The organism is Cytobacillus oceanisediminis (assembly GCF_007830235.1).
Taxonomy (GTDB): Bacteria; Bacillota; Bacilli; order Bacillales; family Cytobacillaceae; genus Cytobacillus; species Cytobacillus oceanisediminis.
The window spans coordinates 370,404-389,883 of sequence record NZ_VLKI01000001.1; the positions used below are offsets into that span (position 1 = coordinate 370,404).

The window sequence follows — 19,480 nt, forward strand, 5'->3', positions numbered from 1 at the left end:
TAATTACTTATGACAAATGCTTGTAGTCTTCCTTATTACCAGGTCAGGTTCCAAAATAATTTGTAATGGAGAGTCCATTTCTTCACTTTCCTCAATTAGAGATATAAGGTTCTCCAATGCGAGAGTTGCCATTCTTTCTTTAGGCTGTGTGATAGTGGTCAAACCAATAAATTCATTTTTAGCTAAGTCAACATCATCAAATCCAATGACTGAAAGTTCATCTGGAATACTGATGTTTTCACTTGAAGCTGCATCTAAAACTGCAAATGCCATTTGATCTGAAGTTGCAAAAAAGCATGTTGGACGATTTTTTAGTCTTAGAACTTTTTTGGTGAACTGATACACTTCGTTATACGAAAATTCACCTTGATATACATATTGTTTATTTATTTCAACCCCAAATTCTTCAAGTGCATTTTTAAAGCCAAGATTTCTGAAGTGAGTTGTTAAGTACTTGGATGGCCCTGCAATATATCCGATATTTCGATGGTTTAAATTAAATAGATGCTCAACTGCAAGCCTTGCTCCTTTGTAATTATTCACAGCAATATAATTTGCTTTGTCATGCTGCATGATACTGTTATAAAGTACAACTGGAAATCCTTGATCAAAAAGGGTGCTTATTTTTTGATTATCTTTATCTGCCGAGGCGATAATGATGCCATCTACTCGTTTCCCTTTCAGTGTTTGGATATCCTTCTCCAGCTGTATTTCATTATGGTCTGTATTACAAAGGATTACATTATAGTTTAATTTTTGTGCTTTCTTGGTTATTACCTTTGCAGATTCCGAGAAAAAGGGATTCGTAATGTCACCGACAATTAATCCAATGGTTCTCGTCTTTTTACTCGCAAGGCTTCTAGCTATCTCATCTCTGGTAAAACCGAGTTCTTCTATCGCGACAAGAACCTTCTTTCTCGTCGCCTCTTTAATATGCGGGTAATTATTAAGCACCCTTGAAACAGTTGATTGTGAAACCCCAGCTTGCCGGGCTACATCGTACGCACTAATTTGGTTTTTCATCAATTAAAACCCTTTCATTATAATGAAGTTAAAAGTTGTTTAAGCGAGCAACAAAAATAGATAGGTATTATCAAAATTTTTCTGAAATTAATTTTAAAACTGAATTAGAGCCAATATAATTGCCTGTATCACAAAGAATCCAATGAGGATGTAAGTGTATTTGTCAATTACACCAGGAAGTATGGAAGTCCCGTCTTCTTCATTCGTTTTTCCTTTTGCAATAAGCATTGCTCTTTGACCTTTAAAAGTAAACTCCTTAAAATTATCTTTCTGTTGCCCATTAAAAACTAAACTTGCCAAAAAGCCAATAATAAAGGTAATTAGGAAGCCCAATGGGTAATTCCAAAGCCAGTTAACAAGACCAAGTTTACCTATATATATGGTTATCGCAATTCCTAATATAAAGCCCGCAGCTACACCTTTATCATTTGCCTTACTAGTAAACATAGCTAATACAAATAAAGCTAATATCGATCCCGAGAAGTATGAAAGATAACTTCCTACCACTTGCAGTATAGAAGCAGTTGTTCCACTAAATGCCAGAAGGGTAAAACCAATCAACAGAACCCCAAACACTAGTGTAAATACCATTGAAACCTTTAATGAGGCTTCTTTTCCTTTTGTAACATAAGTTTCATAAATGTCTTTTACAAAAACGGTTGTAACCGAGTTAAGAACCGAATCTACACTGGACATAGCGGAAGCGAATACACCAGCGATAATTAATCCTAGTACGCCGATCGGTATATTATCAGCAATAAAAGTGATCATCATATTATTAGAATTATCAAATTCTCTTCCCCCAAAAAACACAAACAATAGTACTCCTATAAGCATAAATAAAAAATAAGTAATATTCATGACAAAACCACTAATACAAAGTGACCTTTTTACATCTGCTACAGATTTGGCAGAAAACATTCTCTGTGTTTGCGTCTGATCTGTAGCGAAGTACTTAAGCCACATAAAGAACCCGCCAATAAGAGCTACCCATACACCATTTTCTAATTTAATATCGAATGAAGGATCTAGAGCTGCCAATTTTCCTTCTTGCTTGGCAACGCTCATTGCTTCAAAAAATCCCATATTTAAACCTTTTAATGCGATCACAATGGTTGCAATGAGTCCACCCCATAACACAAACATTTGGACAGCATCTGTCCAAATAACCGCCTTAATACCTCCAAGTAATGTATAGATAATTGCAACAGCTACAACAATTGGTACTACAGTTGTCAAAGACCATCCAGTAAACTGTTGTATTACTAGGGAAGGAATAAAAAGAAAGGAACCTACCTGGATTATATTTGATGCTAAAAAACCTAAAACGACTAATAACCTACTCTTATTACCCAAGCGCATCTCGATATATTCATATATGGAAGTAACTCTTAGATTGTAGAAAAAAGGCAAGAATACAGACAAAGTCACAGCCAAAACTAGTGGGATACTAAAATTCAGCATAAACGCCATTAAACCGGAATTATAGGACCACCCGGGACCGCCTATAAAAGAATTTGCACTAATTGTTGTAGCCGCTATTGAAAGTGCAATCGGGAACATTGCAACTGATCTGCCGCCAACAAAATAATCCTGCTGGGTTTTCATTCCTTTGCTAAGTCTATATCCCATATAAATTAAACCAATCATGTAAACTGCCACAATTAAAATGTCAATCCAATGCATTAACTGTTTTCCCCCTTTGTAATATTCACTTCCATTTCAAAAAAATATACGATTATAAGGCACGCTGCTACCCATTATCTTATAAGGTAATGTTTCTTTCTTAACCTATCAAAGATATCAATGTCTAATTGCAATAAGTATTCAATGATATCTATAAAGACCCAATTTTCAACAAGGAGATCCCCTTCTCTTCTCCACCAATCCATCACTCTCATTGATACCTTCTTGTTAGGTGCTGGAATTCCCAGCCATCCAGCACCTGTGTGAGTAGCCTCTACACTTGGCCAGCCTGTTGAGGCTATGTAGTGACCATCTGCAAAACGTGCAGCATGATTATGCCCTCCAACCCTATCAGGCAGTGCTTTTAAAAATGGACCTTGGTGAAATTCTTTAAATCCACTAATTCCTTTAGTTGTTCCTATTCCTGCAGGACCATACCACATAAAGTCCTCTGACCAAAAAGCTTCTAGCCCTTGCTTTTCAAGCCCAGTTGCAGCTTTCCTTAGTCCTTTGTATATCATGTCTTCAACCAATTGGAGTGATGTTTCACTTTCCTTATTATTTGTCTCGTATAATAAGACGCCATCAAATGTAGAAGGACCAGGCACAATTATTTCAGGAGCTAATGCCGGAATGAACTTAAATCCAGCCTGTCTCATTACATCCAGAATATCGATTAACAGTCTTGTTTCAACAATCTTTCCATTTTCAATCTTATGGAATTCTCCAAATCTAATCCAAGTTGCCCCATGCGTAGCAGGAATATCAATCCAATCTTTAATAAACGTTGCAACCATATTCCCCGTAGCGCTTACCCAATTTCCACCTTCATATTGTCCGGCCATCAAAATGTACGTATCCTTCTTTATATCTTGAAAGGATTGAAGGAGCGGCTTGTAAAACACCTCGCAAATTTGATCTATTCCTTCAATTTTATTAAAAGGATGAGAAGTATACATGACGGCATTTTCATCATAATAACGTTCCAAGATAGCTTTAATTTTATCGAAACTAGAATTTCTTAAATCATCCGCAAATTTACTGATAAGCTTTTTATTTTTTAAATTTAAAGAATCCATAATGCTCTCCTTTTTAAATAAATAGTGTAATAACTGAACATATGAATGCGCATTCAAAAATTAAAAATATTATATGCGCATTCAAAAAACAAATTTTTTCTATCCATTGAATGCGCATTCAAGGAAATACATAAAAAGTTTGAATGCGCATTCAAAACAGTATTAAAAGTGTTATTTATCACCCCATTTTTAGAAAATTCTATTTTTTAAAATTATATACAAAATTAATTAAAGAGTAAAGCTTTTTTCACATAAACAATTTTCTTATACTAAAAACAGTGAAAATACGTTAAATGATTACAGCCAAGAGATTTTACCACACTTGCCATCTTCTTTACCCCCTGTTTACCAAGGTATTTACCAAGCTACGCCAACGTATTTACCAATGAATAAAAGCCCTACAGATAAACATTTTCAATACTTATAGGGCTTTTTTATTAGTTACCTAGAGGTATGTCTAATGTAATCAAAAATCAATTTTCTACCCTCTTCATATAATCTTGTTCAATCCGGTAAAAGGAAGAGGTTCCTCTCCATATACACTTAAAAGCTTTTCTTTTAGTTCCTCAAGAAAAGGAATCTGGATAAAACGTGACTAACCCCTAGTACGGTAAAGCTTTACAAGACTTGGGAACAGGCACTCATTTGAACCTAATTTAATATAGAAACAAAAAATGGATAACTTTACATTGAGTACTGTAAAAGTTATCCATAATGACTAGCTAAGATACTCGCGTTATTTGGTAGGACATATCGTTTTATTTTAATTTTGATGGCTGCACGTCGGCAGGAATAGGGCATTCATAAGGAGTATCGTTCAATGTTTCTAGTAATTCCTTTTTGGCGCTCTCGATAATATCTTTATTTTCCAATGCTTTAATTGCTGTCAATGCGAGGACTTTTGATACTTGCAGCAACCCCTTATGAGCGATGGATGAAGTGCCTTGTGCGACCATTTGCCAGCTATGAAGAGCCGTTCCTAATGCGCATGTTGTCATCATGCACTGGACAGTAGGAGCAATCCAGCTGACGTCCCCTACATCAGATGAACCTGGTACCACCGCGTTAGATTCATATTTGGGGTGGATTTCTTCTGCTAAATACTGACCAGAAGGGATGTTGACTTTTTCATTTGCAATCGCCACGAGTTGGCCTGCGTTATTTTTTTCGTTTGCGGTTAACGAGTTCCAAATCTCTTTTGCATATTGTTGCTCGCTATTTGAAAACTCCGGCAAACCGACTTCAAGCATGCTTTCATACATCGTTTTTCCTAATACTTTGCTCGGAATATAATTGGAGCATGCCTTGTCAAAGATGACTTCTACTTCAGTTTCAGTCATAAGAGCGGCACCTTCTGCAATTTTCTTTATTCGCTCATAAATCTCTTTTGTTTCGTCTATTTGCGGAGCTCGGATCAGATAAAGCACTTCCGCATTTGCTTGAACAACGTTTGGCGAAATGCCCCCCGTGTTGGTTATGGCATAGTGAATACGAGCTTCAGGTATAACGTGTTCACGTAAATAATTGACACCAACGTTCATTAATTCCACAGCATCCAACGCACTGCGGCCTAGATGTGGAGAGGCAGCTGCATGAGAACTTGTCCCTTTGAATTTGAAATACGCTTGGATATTAGATAAGAAACTGGATGCAATCACTCCTGTATGCGGACCAGGATGCCAACATAAGGCCATATCAACATCATCAAATATTCCTTCTCTTGCCATAAACGTTTTTCCAGATCCACCCTCTTCACCAGGACATCCGTAGAAGCGAACCGTTCCTTTTAAGTCATGTTCCTCCATATATGTCTTTAAGGCGACCGCTCCAGCCAATGCTCCTGTTCCGAGCAAGTTATGACCACAGCCGTGTCCATTTCCATCTTCGATATTTTTTTCCTTGTATGCTACATTTCCTTTTTGACTCATACCTGAAAGGGCGTCATATTCACCTAAAAAGGCAATTACGGGCTTCCCTTCTCCAAATTCACCAACAAAAGCCGTTTCAATCCCAGCGATTCCTTTTGTTACGCGAAAGCCTTTTCTTTCAAGTTGTTCGGATAAAATTCCAGCAGATACATACTCTTCAAATCTCGTTTCAGGGTTCTCCCAAATCTTATCACTGGTGGCAATCCATTGATCACGTGTTTTTTCAATAAAATTATTCACCCAATGATGCTGGTTCATTCTGTACTCCTCCCCTTCTTCTTCCAAATACAAATAAAAGAATCATGTAAATTGCTAATGTAGCCGCTATGAATAGCAGGCCGGTTTGGACACCATATTCAATGAGAATACCAAAATTTAATGGGAATAAGGCGAATCCTACCACAGTATTAAACGAATAGCCCAAAGAATAATCACTTAGCGACGGTGACTTAAAATCAGGATCAACCATCTTTAAAAGTAGGAGTCCTGTAATAAAAACGCCAGAGCATGTTCCTAAAACAGCCATGCTTCTTTCAAACCAATATTCTCCAAAATACTTTTTGCATAAGAAATAAGCTAACACAGCTGTTACGGCTAAACCGATTACCATCATTGTTACTAATGGCAGGAGATACGTGAAAACTGCCTGAACAGGCAAGCTAATAATGGCAGCAACAACTGCATATTCTGTCAAAGTTCCAGAGATTTTACTTTTTACTTTTTCATCGACTGACCAGTCCAATTTAAACTTTTGCATTAATCCCCATACTGCGTACATTAGTAGGATTGCATATGCCCAAGCTGGAATTAAGCTAAGAACTGGCACACCCCATACTTTTAAATAATGAACTAGAAGCATCGCTCCCCCACTCACGCCGAAGATAAGGGACAAATGATACGCAAGGGTATCGACAGATGAAGAAAGAGTTGTTTCTCTACCAAAAGACGCTTGTTTATTGACGTCTTTTTGATAACCTACTTTCATCTCTTCAGGAAGAGATTCTGTTGATTTGATAAAGTTTGTATAATTTCTTCTAGCGGCAAAGTTTATTAAAGCAATCCCTACTAGTATTCCTCCAATCATACCGACAGTTGCCGTCGTAACTGCAACCCCTTGAGCCGTTTCCCAATAAGGCTGGTTCATGGACTGTAACAAGCTACCAACTACACCAGCTGTACCATGACCGCCTGAGAAGCCGGCCTGTAATTCTGTTCCAAGCGTTACATAAGCATCTGAAACCATACCAGTTAATTTAAAGAAATAATGTGTACCGACACCAATGAGGTTTTGTACTGCTCCAATTAAACCTAAAATGAGGAACATAATAAGGATATTTCTAGTTGTATTTCCTTTACCTGAACCGACTGAATTTTTCGCTGATTTCAATCCAAGTGGTACAGATGCTACAACGGGAATAATCAGTAAGCCTGGCAGTAGGGAGGCAATTGATAACCAATCTTGGGGGATGGGTAGAATGGCATAATCACCTAATACAATTGGACCTAGAAGCAATCCGATAAATCCCCCTATAACAGAAGCTGGAAGAAACATTTTTTGAAAAAGTGGAACTTTCGCCCTTAAAAATGTACCAATCAGGAGGAATATGCTTAACAAAATAAATGTAAAGAATATTCCATTTAAGGCTTCACTTAACAATGCTTTCTCCATTGCATTCACTCTCCTTCAAAAAAATTCAGAACAATAAATTCTAAAAATATTTTTGGACTTTTTTTGGTCATTGTCTAAAATTATTATATAAGAAATTTGTCGAATATTCAAGAAAATTTAACAATATCTTAATTAATTTACAAAATACATAATGAATTAATCCTAAAAATGATTACTTAAATTTCCCTATTTTCTCCGTACTTGATAGAGAGTTATAGTAAAATAAGAAAAAGAAGAAGATAAAGGAGTATTTCAATGATTAAAATCGGGGTTATCACTGCCAGAAGTACAATTGATACGCTGAAGCCTATATTTAAGTTGTACCAGGATCAGTGTGAATATCATTTTATGTCATATGAGAAGCTTCAAGAGATTAAAAATATTTATAAGCAAAACCATAAATTTTTTGATGGGCTTATTTTTGGCGGTCCATTGCCCTATTTTTACCTTGAGCAGGAAATTCAAAAGTCTTCCAAGCCTGTTGTGTTTTTGGACATATCGGAAAAAGACTTTTATAAGCATTTATTTAACATTTCTCAGCAGTATAAAGAACTTGATTTTTCAAGAGTATATATTGATTTTTTATGGGGAAAAGAGCAGGCTTTAGAACTTGAAGCATTATTACCAAATGAGAAGCCTATATATACCCTTAAACAAGAGATTGATTTTAAAAATGAAAGACAATATGAAGAAGTATTAGAAAAGCATTTTAAACTATGGAGAGAAGGAATCGTTGATTTATCTATAACAAGAACAGCCAATATTGTTGAGACTATGAAAAAACAGGGACTTAACGTATATTACTTGGGCATTTCTAAAGACTCAATTAAAGAAAAAATAGAAGAATTAATTACGAAAGTTGAATATTACAGAATAAAGGACAATCAGATTGTCGTTGGCTATCTTGAAAGTCCAACCGTTAACAATCTTTTAGAGAATGAGTTACTACATGTATCTATACATAAGGAGCTATTAGAGTTCTGTACTCAATCTGGATTTCAATTAGGGATCCAAAAGTATAATCAAACGTTTGAAATCATTACATCTTACGGTGTATTGCAAGAATTGACTAATCATTTCCACTACTGTAGAATCATTCGCTTTTTAAAGGAACATTTATCATTTGATGTGAATATTGGCTGGGGAATTGGAATTACGGTAGGTCAGGCCCTTAAACATGCAAAGATGGCCCACCGTGAAGCAAAGTCGTATATGGAATCATGTGCATTTGTAATCGATGAAAACGAGATCTCCATGGGACCGTTTGGATTTGAGGAAGAGTGCGAAACCGGAAATTCATTTTACAACTGGAAAAACTTCGAGAAATTAAGTAAAGAAAAAAACATTTCTGTCTCTCACCTACAAAAAGTGTTTACTGTAACAACAAGACTAAAAACAACTGAAATAACAAGCAATGAGGCAGCGGAAGCATTAGGCTTGTCCGTAAGGAGTGCGAATCGTCTATTAAATGAATTTGTTGAAAAAGATCTTGCAAAAGTCGAGCAGAGAAAACAAAACAGCTTGCAAGGAAGACCGGTAAAGGTATACACAATTCATTTTCCGCCTAATGGGAGTGCTTAAGTTCCAGTCAACTTTGGATACGCAATTAGTAGTTGAATACTCTGGATATGTTGAAAATAATGGAAACATCGAAAAATTTCGGGCTATTTTAATAAGACCTTTTTGAAATATATGTCTCCTTGGGCTGGAAGCATATTATTTACTGGAAGAATACTGTTTGGGGTATATTCAGAAAAATGGGGATTTACACGTAAAGAATATACCAATTTTAAAAGTCTAATTTCTCAGTGTTATAAACGAGAAATTGGGCTTTCTTTACTTCACAATCTGGCCCGTTTGTTCAATAAGCAGAGTTTCACGACTAAGAAACACAGGGACGGTTCTCTTGTTTCACTATCAGAGTAGAAACACGCGAACCGTCCCCTAATTTCTTTAGATTCCCAGTATGACACTGTGATTCCCATCAGCACTTTCCACGCCTAAGAAACCCTCTTGTTGAGAAGCTAACTTTACTATTTTGCCTGCCATTTTCCCATAACCTGAGCAAACTCGAATCTCGCTCTGCATTATCAGGATCAACAGTAATAATCATGCATCTTTCACAATGCCTTTTTAATTGTATTTCTACTTCTCTTTCTATTTGCATTCGTTTGCCAAACCATTTCTCCTCTTAATGTTACTAGTAAATTAGGACGAAAACGTCGATGATCAGCCTCGGCCTTTCCCCATATTTCTTTTAATTTATCTAATGAGGCATCGGTTACTAGTTGAATGTTTTCTTCCTCAATGGCCCCTAAAGGCACATGCGAAGGGGTATATGTAATAGAAGAGATTTTTCGTTCTGATTTGTTTTCTATTTCTTTAGTTAGTTCTTCATCTTCCCTATAAAGTACCTTGCCTTCAGGTGTCATTATCTCAACTTTAAGATATTTCTTAATTAAATCTTCCCATATAAATCTTGCTTTATATCGAACCATTTCAGGGAGTTGTGTTATTGTCAAAATTCCCCTTGTCTTGTTTCATCTAAAAAAGCATGGCTACGATCTCCATACAAACCATAGTCCATTATTTTTGTTTTCTGTACACTTTCACCATAAGGATTTCACAGCATGGTGGACAATTTCCTTGATATGACCGATTAACATTTCATTTTCTCCCGATTTTTGACATCATACCTTATTTTAAGTCTTTTTAAATGTTTTTTAATATGAACTACATCTCTCTGTTAAGGATGGGTCAATCATATCCGTTACTGCACGATAAAGGTTTTCTGGATATTCAGCTATTCGGTGACATAAATACAAATACCATTCTTGCCCATAAGTCAAGTATACTTTGCATTTGTATTCTTTGCTTTTTAAATCCTTTAATAAATCCGGGCGTATTCCGTACAGCATTTCTATTTCTACATTTGGATGTTTAAGAAACTGTCGCTGTTCCATTTCCTGAATAAGAATTTCATCATGTGTGGCTATGGATACTGGGTGGTTTGCTTCTATTAATTGTTCTAAAAGATTAAGATAACGGTTATTTAATTCCTTTGACCTGGACAATGCAACTTCAACAGATTCTTGATAAGCTCCTTTGACAATCCGTATTTTCCCAGGATAATGAATGAGTTCCTGAATATCACCGCTGGATCGATATAAGTGTACCTGTAGTGTAATTCCTACATTAGGGTACTGCTCAGTCGTTTTTTTATAAATATCAAGAATCTTATTCGTTTTCGATGATTCCTCCATACTAATCATAAGTGTAATCCCATACTGATCTGCTTTCTTGGCTAACTCAAGCAAATGATTATAAGCTGTGTCCGGATCAATAGATAACCCAATATGGGAAAGATCAAATGAAACCGTTTGCTTCATGGACATAGAACCCATTTCTTCTATAAGATTCAAAAACTCGTCTTTAGCTTTTATACATTCCCCTAAATCTGCTGTATTTTCCCCAATGTATTCAAGTGAAATCAAATATCCTTTTGAAATCAGCTCATTTGCTATTTCGATTCCATCTTGTTTATTTTCCCCTGTAACAAACCGTTTGGCAGCCTTCAATAATAAAGGGTAGAGCTCACTGGACTGTTGGATATAAGATTTAACCTGTTGATTTCTTGCAATTGATTTAAGTGCTTGGGCGACTTGGATTTCAGGGTTTGTCATGGTCATACATCTCCTTTTTACTAATTTAATCCACTTTATCATGATAAAATGGTTTATATTAGTGCCAATTATTATGATTTTTGAAGGTACCACTTTTCTTTCAGAAGGAGAAAATGCAAAAATGCTTTGGATACCCATTGACCGGTCGCTAGATATACCTTTAATTAGACAAGTTCATCAGCAAATACGGGACCGAATTTTAAATGGTCAGCTAAAATCAGATGAAAAACTTCCGTCTACACGTGAGCTATCCTCTGAATTGAAAGTCTCAAGGAATGTAATTTTAGAAGCTTATGATCAACTTACGGCCGAAGGTTTTTTGGTTTCTCGAATGGGTTCGGGGACATTTGTTGCTGCCGGGGCTTTTCTAGAACACCATAAAAAGGAACCTTCATTCTATTCTTCCAATTGGATAGAAGAAAACAAAATAGATGAAAACACTATTAATTTTCGTTCAGGTATACCCGCATTGGATTTATTCCCTCGTAAAACATGGACCAAGTTATCTTCTGCCATCTTGAGTGACACACCTCCCTCTTCGTTCGGTTATGATATTCCCGAAGGCCGTCCGGAATTAAGGAAGGTTTTATCGCATTATTTACTGAAAACAAGAGGTGTTGACTGTCATCCGGACCAAATTGTGATTACTTCTGGTGCAACACAAGCTATGACCCTAGTTTCTAAATTACTCATATCACCGGAGGATATGGTAATTATGGAAGATCCAATCACCAATGATATTCAAACGATATTTAAAACAACAGGTGCGGAGCTTTATCCCATACCTGTTGACGAAAATGGAATGAAAACATCTTTGCTGCCATTAAATAAAAATCCCAAATTCGTCTTTGTTACTCCTTCCCATCAGTTCCCTTTAGGAGGTACGTTACCGATTCAACGGCGGATTCAATTGATTCATTACTCTAGAAAAACAAATTGTTATCTTGTTGAAGATGATTATGACAGTGAGTTTCGGTACGAAGGCCCACCCGTGAGTTCATTACAAGGATTGGAACCGGAACGTGTGCTATATATTGGTTCGTTTAGCAAAATCTTATCACCTGCTCTAAGAATGGGATATTTAATTCTTCCTTTACATTTGATTGAAAAATGCCGAAAGTTAAAATGGTTTTCGGATTTACATACCCCTTCTTTAGATCAGCTCGTCCTTGCACGTTTTATTAAGGAAGGCTATTTGGAACGACATATTGGAAAGATGAAGAAGATTTATAAAAGCCGGAGAGACTTCCTAATCAATTGTTTAAAAACAACTTTTTCGAAAAAGGTTAATATTTTCGGTGATTCGACAGGCTTGCATCTCATTGTTGAATTTAATGAACAACATTTTTCAAAAGGAGTTCTTGAAAAAATTGAACTTTTTGGGGTTAAAATATATCCGGTAGAGGATCATGCAATTGAAAAAGGAAAACATCCAAATCAAATTATTTTGGGTTATGGACATTTAAAAAATGAAGAAATAGAAGAAGGAATAACTAGGCTATGTCAAGCCATTTATAATGCTAATACTCGAAATAAAAGTCGATTGAATTAGCTTTAGGAAAATCGACCTTTCCCATAATCAGTAGAGGGTGTGTGGCAAAAACCCCTTAAAAGCGAACAAAAAGAAAGAGCGTGTTTTACAAAAGATCGATCAAAACACGCTCATAATATATTCAATTTGATTATTTCTACGATCTTTCCTCAATTAAAGTCGATAAAAAAGAAAATAGGAAAATAGTCTTTTTTTCGATTAATGGAACGATAAAAAAGAGCAAGAAGGAAAATGCCAAACAACCACGTTTAGCAGGATCCATAGCCAGTAGGATTTCATGAAATGACCCGTTTCTTGAAGGGTTTACAATTGCATATTTTATCATTTAATAACAAAGTTAACCATATTTTAGGTCTTATAAGCAGAACAATTTCTTCATAAGGCAACACATATAATAAGAACTAAACAGGAAAAATTATGTGCAAATTTCAGGGGCACCTTGGTCTTTGTCACAAAACTCCTCCTTAACTCGTTTTATTTTTGCAGCCATTGCTTTGAATCAGCATTTGGCAGAATAAGATTGGAAGTGAAATGATGCAAGAAATGTACATGCAATATAAAGGCTTGCTGTTTAAGCTCGCCTATCAATTGACAGGATCTGTCTCTGATGCAGAGGATGTTGTGCATGATGTTTTTTTGAAATTATATGATGTTCCAAAGGAGAAGCTGACTGAGCCTAAAGCTTATCTTTGTAAAATGGTCACAAATCGATGTTATGATTTACAAAAATCAGCGCGCAAAAAACGGGAGCAGTATTTTGGAGAATGGCTTCCAGAGCCCCTGTTTCATTCGAGTTCGAATGAGGATTCCATAGAATCGGTCGAGCGCGGTGATTTATTGTCTTATGCGATGATCGTACTGCTTGAACGGCTTACACCAACGGAGCGCGTTGTTTTTGTCCTGCGTGAGGCACTGGGCTTTGACTATGAGGAGATTGCAGAGCTCATGGAAAAAAGCGCGGTGAATTGCCGTAAACTGTTCAGTCGTGCACGTGCAAAAATGGGGATTACCGCTGAAGAGCTTGTTCATACTGAAACAGCCCCTATAGAACTGATTACTGACTTTCTGGCAGCACTCAAACAGGGGAACATGAAGCGAATGGTATCTATGCTTGATCCTAATGTTATACTGGTCTCTGATGGAGGAGGAAAAGCAATGGCTGCTATTTTCCCAATTAAAACGAGTGATCACGTTGTTCGCTTTCTTCTCGGCGTTTTACGCAAAGCATCAACGACTGAGGGAACTCCGCAAATTGAAATCAGGCAAATTAACGAACAACCTGCTTTTATACAACGTTCTAATGATGGCATTCATACGGTGGGAATCGTTCATACAGAGGGAAATTTGATCCGAAACATATACATTATCCGAAACCCCGATAAACTGAAAAATGGAGTATAAAATAGAGTTCATTCGGGTCCTATTTATCCGGAGACCGGTAAGATGATCAATCTCATTTTACAGGTCTATTTTTGTTCGACGCAACCTATAGAAGCCCATGATTATTGCGGGTTTATACTACTCATAGTCCAGCTTTAGTCAATCCAAAAGCTGCGTCAGCAGAACCCGGCACTGTTTTGAAAGCTATGCTAATACGGTTCCAGGCATTGATTGCCATGATGGAGAAGGTAAGATCTGATAGTTCTTTTTCTGATAGCTGCTCACGAACACTGTCATAAATATCATCAGGAACACCGTGTGCAGGTAGCTTAGTCAAAACCTCAGTCCACTCAAGTGCTGCTCGTTCGCGTGGGCTAAACAGAGTGGATTCGCGCCAAATCGGGATATGATAAAGGCGAAGCTCACCCTCTCCATGGATCTTTGCCTGCTTGATATGCATATCCACACAAAATGCACATCCATTCATTTGTGAAGCTCTAATGTGAACCAGATGAAGTATTTTCTCCTCAATTGAACTTTCCTTCTCCACATTGCTCAGTGCCATCATCTTGTTGAAAAATTCCGGTGAATGCTGCATGTAATTAATACGTTGTGTCACAACTGATCTTCCCCTTTTCTTTTTATTGATTGATTTTCTACTGGCGTATTAAGTAGGTCATGAAAAATTGACCCATTCGTAACGCCTCAAGACTAAAGCTAACTTTTTAATTCTAGCTTTCAGGAGTTACTATTTCGCTCACTCCCCTGCCATCTTTCACCTCCCTCTCTTAATCTCGCTCATATATATAACGATGGCGGGATTCTTTTTGTGACATTCATGATTACCAAACATTCTAAGACATGAATAATAATCACTAAGATTCAAACTAAATACAAAACGGTTCTTTTACTTTCCTTACGAAAGCAAAAGAACCGTCCCTATTTTCTATCATCACATTCCAAACTTCTTCAGCCTTTTATAAAAGGTACTTCTTGGGATGCCAAGAAATTTTGCTGCTGCTGTTACATTTCCATTTGTCCGTTTTAATGCGTCCAGCATTAAATCTCTTTGTATTTTCTCCCGTGCGTTTAATTTTGTTTCTTCCACGCTGCTTTCTTCAATCGGATACTCTGGAAGGGATGGATGATTCAAGTTTAATAGCTCTAAGGGCTGTTCTAAAGGGAGATGGCCTGAAAGTTGTTCTGGAAGCATAATGTGCAGCCTCTCTAACAGGTTGGTCAGTTCCCTAATGTTTCCCGGCCAGTCATAGTCTCTTAAACTAGTCATCAGATCTTGAATGCCCATACTATCTAAGCTCCAGTTATTTCTTTGGCAAATATGCTTAATAAGATACGGGATATCTTCTTTTCTATTTCTTAAAGGCGGAACATCAATCGGATATACATTTAACCGGTAATAAAGGTCCTCCCGGAATTCTCTCCGTTTTACAAGATCCGTAATGTCACGATGTGTGGCTGTTATTATCCGGATATCCAAAGGTACTTCTTTAGTGCCGCCAATCGGAGTAACTTTCTTTTCCTGTAGGACCCGCAGTAAAGCGACTTGCATCGTATGCGGAATTTCACCAATTTCATCAAGAAAGATCGTTCCCCCTTGAGCCTGTTCAAATTTCCCTTTATACCCTTGACGCTTGGCCCCGGTAAATGCCCCCTCTGCATACCCAAATAGCTCACTTTCCATAAGGTCTTTAGGAATGGCCCCGCAATTCAAAGAGATGAAAGGACCGTTTTTGCGGGGGCTGTTTTCGTGAACGGCTCTTGCAACCATCTCTTTCCCTGTACCCGTTTCCCCTGATATGAATACGGTAGCATCGGTTGGAGCTACGAGCTTTACTTTTTGTAACGTTCTTTGAAAAACCTCGCTTATTCCACATTCCCCTTTAAATACAAAGGAGTCTGTTGATCTTGTTGAAGTAGAGAATACGTTTTGATTAGAAGTATTTACTTCTGACAGAAAAAAGCAGATTCCATTCATGCCATTGTGTTCATTTAGATAGAGTGGCATTTCAGTGGTAATCTGATATCTGTTATGCAGCATTTCCTGCAGATTCATTCCAATGGCATGTGGTATTTTCTGACGAATGGGTTTACTTGCGGATATGATTTGTTTGTGTTGATTGCATACAATGAAGAGCTGGCTTTGGTGGGTCTCAGCTAATTGGGCTGCTTGCTGGATAAGAGTAATTTCTTTGCTGTAGGATCTCTTGATTAATTCTTTTTCAATAGCATACGCAATCGAAGTAACCATGCCAATCATAAAAGGATGAGATTGCTCTACAGGACATGATACATCAATGACTCCGAGTAATCCTCCATTGTCATCCAAAATGGGAGTCGCAGAGCAGCTCCATTGATGAGAAGCCACAGAGTAATGCTCAGGGCCCTGAATCATGACGGCTTCCTTGGTTTCCAATGCCGTTCCGATTGCATTTGTCCCGACAGCAGCCTCAGTCCAGCGTACGCCTTCCATAAAGTTAATTCTGCGGGCATCCTTTAATGTTTTTTCATTCCCCAAAAGGGATAATACATATCCATCAGGATCGACTAATAGGGCCATCATGCCTGAACTTTTTATCATCGGATCCATTTTCATTAAATATGGGTCAGTCATTTCGATAAGCAGTGAATTTTTAGCTTTCTTATTATGTAATTCCTCTTCAGTTAATAAATGCATGCCTTTATTCAAATATGGGTTTACTCTTTCTTTTTTACATCGGTACCAGGATTCCAATATTCGTTTGTCTAATCGTGCTTGATCAAGAACACCTTCATGAACAAATCGCTTCCAAGTATCAAAATAAAAAGTCGTATCCATAGAGCACCCTCTTATTAGAAAAAATTTTCCGGCATACATTTATTTCATTAGAAAAAGAGAATCTGGGTGTTATAGGCAATTCAAGTTTATTATATTAAATTATGTATCCGCTTTCAATAAACAATGATCTCTTATTATGAATATTCAAAAAAATAAACTTCGCGCATTAGCACGAAGCCTGAAATTATCTTATAATGATGGATCTACCAATATTTTAATTTGGTTTTTATTTTTCGAGAGTGCTTCAAACCCTTCAGTAACGATTTGATCAAGGGAAATCTTTTCCGTGATTAACTCTGTTGCTCTAATTTGTCCATTGGCAATCAATTGAATAACTTGCGGGAAGATGTTTCGATAAGCTATGATACTAGTCATTTTTCTCTCTGTTAAAATAAATTGGTTTAGCGGAATGCTGGCAGGCTTTTCCCATATGCTGATATTTACTACATTCCCTTCAGGTTTTGTCGATTCAATTGCTGTATAAATAGTAGCCTCGATTCCGGCTACCTCGAATGCGACATCAACTCCAAGCTCATTTGTAAATTCTTTTATGGCTTGAATGGGGTCTCTTTCTAAAGGATCAATGATAAGGTCTGCTCCAGCCTGTTCTGCAAAGTCTCTTCGTTCTGGGGAAACCTCGACCGCAACAATTTTACTTGCACCCGCAGCCTTAGCTGCTTGAATAACCAACAAACCGATAGGCCCAGTACCAATAACAGCGACTGAATCCCCGATCTTCATGTCGCTTTGGCGGACAGCGTGAACGGCAACAGCTGCTGGCTCAACTAGAGCTGCTTGTTCCCATGTCATATTGTCCGGAATTTTATGAATCATCTTAGATGGCACCACACTGTATTCTGAGAAGCCGCCTAATCCGCCAGACAGACCTATAAACCCTAATTGTTCACAAACATTATAATGTCCTTTCCGGCAAGAATGGCATGTTCCGCAGCTGTAAATCGGCTCTACGCAAACGCGGTCACCCACTTTAATTCCAGTCACATCTTCCCCAACAGCAGAGACCACCCCAGCAAACTCATGGCCCATGACAATCGGCGCTTTATCCTTTGATATGGGGTGGGCTTCTTCTACTGGGATAAAAATGGGGCCTGCCAAATATTCATGCAGATCTGACCCGCATATGCCACAATAAGAAACCTTTACTTTCACCTGATCTCTTTCAAGAGAAGGCTCAGGAATAGTTTCGACACGGATATCTTTTGTATCATACCAAAGAGCAGCTTTCAATCATATACCTCCCTTTTTATACATGCACAGCATGACCAACCGCACTTAGCAGCGCTTCATGAACGGCTTCGGAAAGGGTTGGATGTGCTGCAATGAAGTTCTCCATTATGTCTGCTGTCAATTCTGCATGAAGCATGACAGCTCCTTGCCCTATAAGCTCTGTTGCATGGGCTCCCACGATGGAGATACCAAGGATTTCTCCGAGTTCCGGATCGATCATGACCTTTACTTTTCCAGCCTGTTCATTGGCGATTAGCGCCTTGCCATTTGCCGAGAATGGAAACTCACCTATTCTGATATCGCCATATGTTTCTCTCGCCTGCTTTTCTGTTAAACCAACACTTGCAATTTCAGGTGATGTATAAATACAGCGGGGAACAGCGCTGGCATGAGCCTGGGAATCAATCCCGCAGGCATTTAAAGCAGCCACTTTTCCTTCGTGGAAAGCCATATGGGCAAGCTGAATGCCTCCGATTACATCACCGCATGCATAGATAGTCGGGATGTTTGTTTGCATTTGGTTATTAACATGGATTCCTTGATTTGAAAAATCAACCCCTAAAACCTCTAAGCCCAAGTGATCGACTCTAGGCTTACGGCCAATTGAAACGAGTACTAAGTCTGCCTGAATTTCATGAAGACCCTTATCGTCTTCAATGAACGCTTTCTTTCGGGTTGGTTCCAAATCCTTAAGAGCGGCAGAAGGGTAAATGGCTACACCATCTTTTTCAAGCTGTTTATGTAAGATCGAAGCGATATCTTCATCTTCTCCTGGGAGCAGCTGATCCGCCATCTCCACCATGGTGACTTTTGTACCCATTCTGCTAAAAACACTCGCAAACTCACAGCCTATTACACCCCCGCCGATAATCAGCAGCGAGGACGGGATCGACTGAAGCGACATTGCCTGGCCGCTATGAATAACCCAATGTCCATCAAAGGGAGCGAAGGGTAACGGGGCAGGTTCCGAACCTGCCGCTATGATTATTTTATCTGCTTTTATCTCTTCTTGATTTTCACTGTTTTCCACCTGCAGAACTTGACTTGTCTTGAAAGAGGCCGCTCCTTTTATTACCTTCACTTTATTTTTCTTCATTAAATATTGAATCCCTTGAACAAGAGTTGAAACGATCCTGTTTTTACGATCCTGGACTGCATTCCAATCAATTTCTATTTGCCCAGATGGCAGACGAATCCCAAACTTATTGGCATGATATAGCTGACTGTACACTTCAGCACTTTCTAAAAGAGATTTAGTTGGCATACAGCCTTCATTTAAACATGTTCCTCCAAGAGGCCCTTGGTCAATAATGGTAACTTCCTGTCCCTGCTGGGCAGCAGTAATGGCAGCTACATATCCAGCTGGTCCGCCTCCAATAATTGCGATCGATCCCAA

General features: G+C 37.9%; 13 protein-coding genes and 2 pseudogenes. 3 read left to right on the forward strand and 12 right to left on the reverse strand.

The features are described 5' to 3' along the window. Window positions 1-3 precede the first annotated feature (3 nt). The 5 genes from IQ19_RS01730 to IQ19_RS01750 form a co-directional block, all read right to left on the reverse strand. Window positions 4-1,023 (reverse strand): LacI family DNA-binding transcriptional regulator, encoded by a 1,020-nt coding sequence (locus IQ19_RS01730; protein WP_144539282.1) that lies wholly within the window; start codon window positions 1,021-1,023, stop codon window positions 4-6. 93 nt (window positions 1,024-1,116) lie between these two features. Continuing rightward, a complete protein-coding gene (locus IQ19_RS01735) occupies window positions 1,117-2,709 on the reverse strand; it encodes a sodium:solute symporter family transporter (RefSeq protein WP_144539284.1) in 1,593 nt (530 codons plus the stop codon). 74 nt (window positions 2,710-2,783) lie between these two features. After that, complete coding sequence (locus IQ19_RS01740) at window positions 2,784-3,788, reverse strand: ester cyclase (RefSeq protein WP_144539286.1); 1,005 nt, start codon at window positions 3,786-3,788, stop codon at window positions 2,784-2,786. Between the two features lie 758 nt (window positions 3,789-4,546). After that, window positions 4,547-5,974: a M20 family metallopeptidase gene (locus IQ19_RS01745; protein WP_144539288.1), complete on the reverse strand. Its 1,428-nt coding sequence runs from the start codon at window positions 5,972-5,974 to the stop codon at window positions 4,547-4,549. Further along, a complete protein-coding gene (locus IQ19_RS01750; RefSeq protein ID WP_144539290.1) occupies window positions 5,949-7,385 on the reverse strand; it encodes a sodium/glutamate symporter in 1,437 nt (478 codons plus the stop codon). The genes IQ19_RS01745 and IQ19_RS01750 overlap by 26 nt, the downstream gene beginning before the upstream one ends. A 348-nt stretch (window positions 7,386-7,733) precedes the next feature. On the opposite strand from IQ19_RS01750, the gene IQ19_RS01755 reads away from it, so the two are divergent. After that, window positions 7,734-8,966, forward strand: a complete 1,233-nt coding sequence (locus IQ19_RS01755; RefSeq protein WP_144539292.1) for a hypothetical protein — start codon at window positions 7,734-7,736, stop codon at window positions 8,964-8,966. Window positions 8,967-9,340: 374 nt separating this feature from the next. Here the strand turns inward: IQ19_RS01755 and IQ19_RS28330 are convergent. From IQ19_RS28330 to IQ19_RS01770, 3 genes and pseudogenes are all read right to left on the reverse strand, one after another. Beyond that, window positions 9,341-9,446 (reverse strand): annotated as a pseudogene (locus tag IQ19_RS28330) (antibiotic biosynthesis monooxygenase); the annotation flags it as partial. Then, window positions 9,421-10,051, reverse strand: a pseudogene (locus IQ19_RS01765) (MOSC domain-containing protein); the annotation flags it as partial. The pseudogenes IQ19_RS28330 and IQ19_RS01765, both read right to left, overlap by 26 nt. A gap of 57 nt (window positions 10,052-10,108) precedes the next feature. Then, window positions 10,109-11,068, reverse strand: coding sequence for a proline dehydrogenase family protein (locus IQ19_RS01770; protein ID WP_144539294.1), 960 nt, complete (start codon window positions 11,066-11,068; stop codon window positions 10,109-10,111). A 121-nt stretch (window positions 11,069-11,189) separates the two neighbouring features. Here IQ19_RS01770 and pdxR point away from each other — a divergent pair, with 121 nt between their 5' ends. Next, on the forward strand, window positions 11,190-12,620 hold the full coding sequence (pdxR, locus tag IQ19_RS01775; protein ID WP_144540047.1) for a MocR-like pyridoxine biosynthesis transcription factor PdxR: 1,431 nt from the start codon (window positions 11,190-11,192) through the stop codon (window positions 12,618-12,620). A gap of 534 nt (window positions 12,621-13,154) precedes the next feature. Further along, complete coding sequence (gene sigJ / locus IQ19_RS01785; protein WP_144540049.1) at window positions 13,155-14,021, forward strand: RNA polymerase sigma factor SigJ; 867 nt, start codon at window positions 13,155-13,157, stop codon at window positions 14,019-14,021. Between the two features lie 121 nt (window positions 14,022-14,142). On the opposite strand, the gene IQ19_RS01790 is transcribed toward sigJ, so the two are convergent. The 4 genes from IQ19_RS01790 to lpdA form a co-directional block, all read right to left on the reverse strand. Next, complete coding sequence (locus IQ19_RS01790; protein WP_144539296.1) at window positions 14,143-14,619, reverse strand: carboxymuconolactone decarboxylase family protein; 477 nt, start codon at window positions 14,617-14,619, stop codon at window positions 14,143-14,145. 333 nt (window positions 14,620-14,952) lie between these two features. After that, the gene (locus IQ19_RS01795; RefSeq protein ID WP_144539298.1) at window positions 14,953-16,836 is read right to left on the reverse strand and encodes a sigma-54-dependent Fis family transcriptional regulator; all 1,884 of its coding nucleotides are present in this window, start codon (window positions 16,834-16,836) and stop codon (window positions 14,953-14,955) included. A 189-nt stretch (window positions 16,837-17,025) separates the two neighbouring features. Then, window positions 17,026-18,084 (reverse strand): 2,3-butanediol dehydrogenase, encoded by a 1,059-nt coding sequence (locus IQ19_RS01800; protein WP_144539300.1) that lies wholly within the window; start codon window positions 18,082-18,084, stop codon window positions 17,026-17,028. A gap of 16 nt (window positions 18,085-18,100) precedes the next feature. Next, window positions 18,101-19,480 carry a dihydrolipoyl dehydrogenase gene (gene lpdA / locus IQ19_RS01805; RefSeq protein WP_144539302.1) on the reverse strand — a complete coding sequence of 460 codons (1,380 nt, stop codon included), beginning with the start codon at window positions 19,478-19,480 and terminating at the stop codon, window positions 18,101-18,103.